The organism is Armatimonas sp. (assembly GCF_031410135.1).
Lineage (GTDB): Bacteria > Armatimonadota > Armatimonadia > Armatimonadales > Armatimonadaceae > Armatimonas.
In genome coordinates this window covers 1-3,700 of record NZ_JANNYP010000885.1, presented here as the reverse complement: position 1 = coordinate 3,700, position 3,700 = coordinate 1, and the positions used below count along the sequence as shown (strand labels likewise).

General features: G+C 57.6%; 4 protein-coding genes and 1 tRNA gene. 4 read left to right on the top strand and 1 reads right to left on the bottom strand.

The window, feature by feature from the left end:
- Positions 1-185, bottom strand: a 185-nt coding sequence (locus tag RMO15_RS31720; RefSeq protein ID WP_309722831.1) for a hypothetical protein, incomplete at its 3' end; no start/stop codon positions are given.
- Between the two features lie 152 nt (positions 186-337).
- On the opposite strand from RMO15_RS31720, the gene sthA reads away from it, so the two are divergent.
- The 4 genes from sthA (at position 338) to RMO15_RS31705 (ending at position 3,532) form a co-directional block, all read left to right on the top strand.
- Complete coding sequence (gene sthA, locus RMO15_RS31715) at positions 338-1,744, top strand: Si-specific NAD(P)(+) transhydrogenase (protein WP_309722829.1); 1,407 nt, start codon at positions 338-340, stop codon at positions 1,742-1,744.
- A 408-nt stretch (positions 1,745-2,152) separates the two neighbouring features.
- Positions 2,153-2,272, top strand: coding sequence for a PEP-CTERM sorting domain-containing protein (locus tag RMO15_RS33530; RefSeq protein WP_369016187.1), 120 nt, complete (start codon positions 2,153-2,155; stop codon positions 2,270-2,272).
- Between the two features lie 39 nt (positions 2,273-2,311).
- Positions 2,312-3,424 (top strand): hypothetical protein, encoded by a 1,113-nt coding sequence (locus RMO15_RS31710; protein WP_309722828.1) that lies wholly within the window; start codon positions 2,312-2,314, stop codon positions 3,422-3,424.
- Positions 3,425-3,459: 35 nt separating this feature from the next.
- Positions 3,460-3,532 (top strand) — tRNA-Glu (locus tag RMO15_RS31705).
- The last annotated feature ends 168 nt before the right edge of the window (positions 3,533-3,700 follow it).

Below are 3,700 nucleotides of genomic sequence, written 5' to 3'. Positions count from 1 at the left end.
CAGCCAAAAATCCCTACCCAGAGCGTCTTGTAGGGCGCAAGGCACGTCAGCACGCGCCGCAGTAGCACCCGATCCAGCGGCTTCTGCGGCCCGTCGCCGCCCGTGTTGCGGTTCTGCAACCCAAACGTCCGAGGCAAGCCCCCCAAGCTCTGATCCGGCCCCCGCCACCCGCCACCTACACCCATGCGCTCATCATACCGCCCAATCGAATTGGGCGTCTGCAGTGGCCTTTGGCCGCAAAACCCGTACCGGGCTACAGGCTTCCCCAGCCCGGTACGGGCTTTCCAGCGCGAAGCGCTACTCGACGTCCCGTTCACGGGGCGGGTACGATAGGGGTATGGAAGAAACGACGCGCTATGATTTGATCGTGATTGGCTCCGGCCCGGCGGGTGAGAAAGGGGCGGCACAGGCGGCGCTCCTCGGGAAGCGGGTTGCGCTGATCGAGAAGGGGAAGCATCTAGGCGGGGCTGCGGCTAACACGGGGACACTGCCGTCCAAGACACTGCGCGAGACGGCGCTCTTTCTCTCGGGGTTTCAGCAGCGTGAGCTCTACGGTATAGATGCGTGTCTACGAGACCGAGCCACGGTTCAGGACTTCTTGCGGCGAGAGCGGCGCGTGGCCGAGACGGAGCGCCAGCGGATCGCGGGGAGCATGGGGAGCCATGGGATCGAGCTGATTCGTGGCGCGGCCTCGTTTGTGGATGCGCACACCATCAAAGTGTCGGGGGACTCGGAGCGGACACTGCGCGGCGATATCGTGCTGATTGCCACTGGGTCTCGGCCTTGGCACCCGCCGGTTTTTCCGCAAGGTCAGCCCGATATCTACGACTCGGACACGATCTTAAATCTGGAGCGAATCCCGCAGAGCCTGATTGTTACGGGCGGCGGGGTGATTGGCTGTGAGTACGCCTGCCTCTTTGCGACGCTGGGCGTAAAAGTCACCGTGATCGAGGCGCGCGATGAGCTGCTCGCATTTCTGGACAAAGACCTCTCGCGTGCCCTAAAAGAGCGGATGGTCGCATTGGGGATTATCTTTCGGATGCCCGATGAGATCGAGCACGTGGAGCGCGACGACGAAGGCGATGAGGTGGGCTGGCGCTGCGCCCTGCGCTACGGCGGCTCGATTGTTGCCGACACCATCTTGATTGCTGCCGGACGCAGTGGCAATACCGAGAGCCTGAACCTCGCGGCGGCGGGTTTAGAGGCGGCCAAGCGCGGCTTGCTAACCGTCAACGAGTGCTTCCAGACCGCCGTTCCCTCAATCTACGCAGCAGGCGATGTAGTCGGCTTTCCCTCGCTGGCCTCAGCCTCCATGGAGCAGGCGCGCTTGGCGATGTGCTACGCGTTTGAGAATAACTTCACGGGCCATCTCGCCCCGATCCTGCCCTACGGCATCTACACCATCCCCGAGGCCAGTAGCGCCGGTGAGACCGAGCAGAGCGCCAAAGAGAAGGGCATGGATATTGTCTGTGGACGGGCGAGCTTTGCCGCCAATGCGCGGGGGCAGATTATCGGGGAGCAGTTTGGTTTTATCAAGCTGGTCTTTCGGCGCGAGGACATGCGGCTCGTCGGGGTGCACATTATTGGCGAGAGCGCCTCCGAGCTAGTGCACATTGGCCTGACCGCCATGCTCGCCGAGCAGGGGGCTGAGCTGTTCTTGCGTACTTGCTACAACTACCCGACTCTCTCGGAGTCTTACAAATACGCCACCTACGATGCCCTAAAACGCCGGAACATAGTTTAGATTTTATAATTCTTTGGCATATCAGTAGTTTGTTGACTTAGGATTTCAACTGCACTGCCCCTCACAAAACAGATGTGCTGGGAAGGACAGTTCTCTCTCGCGCTGAGGGAGCCTTGCCCAAGTCAACAAACTACCGATATTAGCCCGTTGCTAACGCGGACATTTTTTGACCTCTCCGGGCTGAACTTGCCGTACTGTCTCTCTGTGCTAGAGAATTACGACCCCACCCAGAAGAACCCAATGCTTCTCTATCTTCATGGTGAAGATGAACGTGGGACACGCTCATGCGCAATCCAGGCTGGTGGGTGTCGGTGATCCTACATAGGTCGCAAGCCTGGCAAATACGCCGCTCTGGGGCTTTCATGGGGCGCTGGATTAGGCCGCGACTCCCAGTCGCTCCAGTGACTGGTGACTGCGATCCAGGCTGTGGGGGCCAATATCCGCTACACCGAGTTTCCCAACCCTGGTGCGCTAGGTCTGCTAGCCCTAGGACTACTCGGAGAAACACTGGCTCGTCATCGTCGCTAACCGGAAATCTGGCACGAAAATTGCGATTATAGGAAAGATATGATTTTTCCACGATTGCGGTGTCTTGGCGGAGCATCTTTGATTGTTTTTGGGATGCTCCTGTCTCCGGCTCTTGCTCAGGTTCCGGTTGAGAGCAATCTGAAGGTTTTTAACTATACCTACACCTATACCACTCCGGGATACACAAATCTGAGTGGGACGATTAACCTTGCTCCTACCACTGTAACTCGTACCATTCCCGTCAAGATCTATATTCCGGCGGCGGGAACCTACAACTCCGCCGTTCCACTGCCTGTGGTGACCTATCTACATGGTGCCGGAGAGCGGGGCAATGGCACCGATGTGAATGAAGGGAACGTGGACGGAACGGGGCTCGATAGCTGGGCCTTTTCCGACTCCCTCCAGCTGATTGATCGTCCTGCGATCTACATTGCGCCTCGTGGTATTGCCAGCTTTGGCGCTAGCGACCCGGAGTATCTCGAAAACAATGCACGCTGGGGAAGCACCGCCTCCGCAAACTATGGCTATAACTCGTTTGGTGAGTTCTGGCTGAACAACTACGGGGCAAGTGATGCGTACAACTACCAGGAGTTTCCTATCTCTGCGAGCCTTCGAGGTGCGATGGGGCTTCCGGATTACCTCACCAGCAGCTCCAGCCTTACGGATATTAATGGCAATAGTATTGCGCTTCCTCTGATGGACAGCAACCGGCAGTATCTCGTGGGCTGGTCTTCAGGCGGCGATGGAGTCTGGGATGCGGTTGTCCGTGCCCCTCATAAATATGCCGCTGCGATTCCCGTTTCTGGTGTCGGTGATCCGGGAGCCTTCTTTGGTTCCAATGCGGTTGCGGGTTTGGAAAGTCAGGCGGTACGAGCCTTTGCGGGAAGCCTAGAAGTGGACGATTTGGGAAATCCGAATGATCAACAGACTTCGATTGCAAAAATGCAGGCGGCGATGAGCAGCCGAGGAGCTATCGGGACTGCTCAAATTCTCCCTGGCCAGGATCACTTTACAATTTCCAATGCTGTCTTTGGTGACCCGGCGAATCGTGACTGGCTCTTTGCCCAATCCTCTGCTGTCGTTCCTGAGCCGGCAACCTTAGCGTTCTATGGAGTCGGTCTTTTCGTACTTCGTTGCCGCCGCAAGGCTTGACGCGATCCTTTGGACACGATATACTCCTCACGTTTGGCCCGTTGGTCTAGCGGTTAGGACGCCTCCCTTTCACGGAGGAGACCAGGGGTTCGATCCCCCTACGGGCTATACTTTTTCCCTCTTTTGGCGCAACTTTAGAGGGAAAAAGGACGCTTCCTCTTCTTTGCTGTGCTACCCCAAAAGGATCGCAGCATGTCAAAATCCGTAAAAAGGACGCCTCCTTCGGCGTTTTCTGCACCGTCCCAGAACCGGGAATCGGTGCTATTTTCCCGTCTC

Excerpts from the sequence above, each read along its gene's own strand:
- sthA (WP_309722829.1), top strand. The coding sequence starts at position 338 with ATGGAAGAAACGACGCGCTATGATTTGATCGTGATTGGCTCCGGCCCG.
- RMO15_RS31710 (WP_309722828.1), top strand. The coding sequence starts at position 2,312 with ATGATTTTTCCACGATTGCGGTGTCTTGGCGGAGCATCTTTGATTGTT.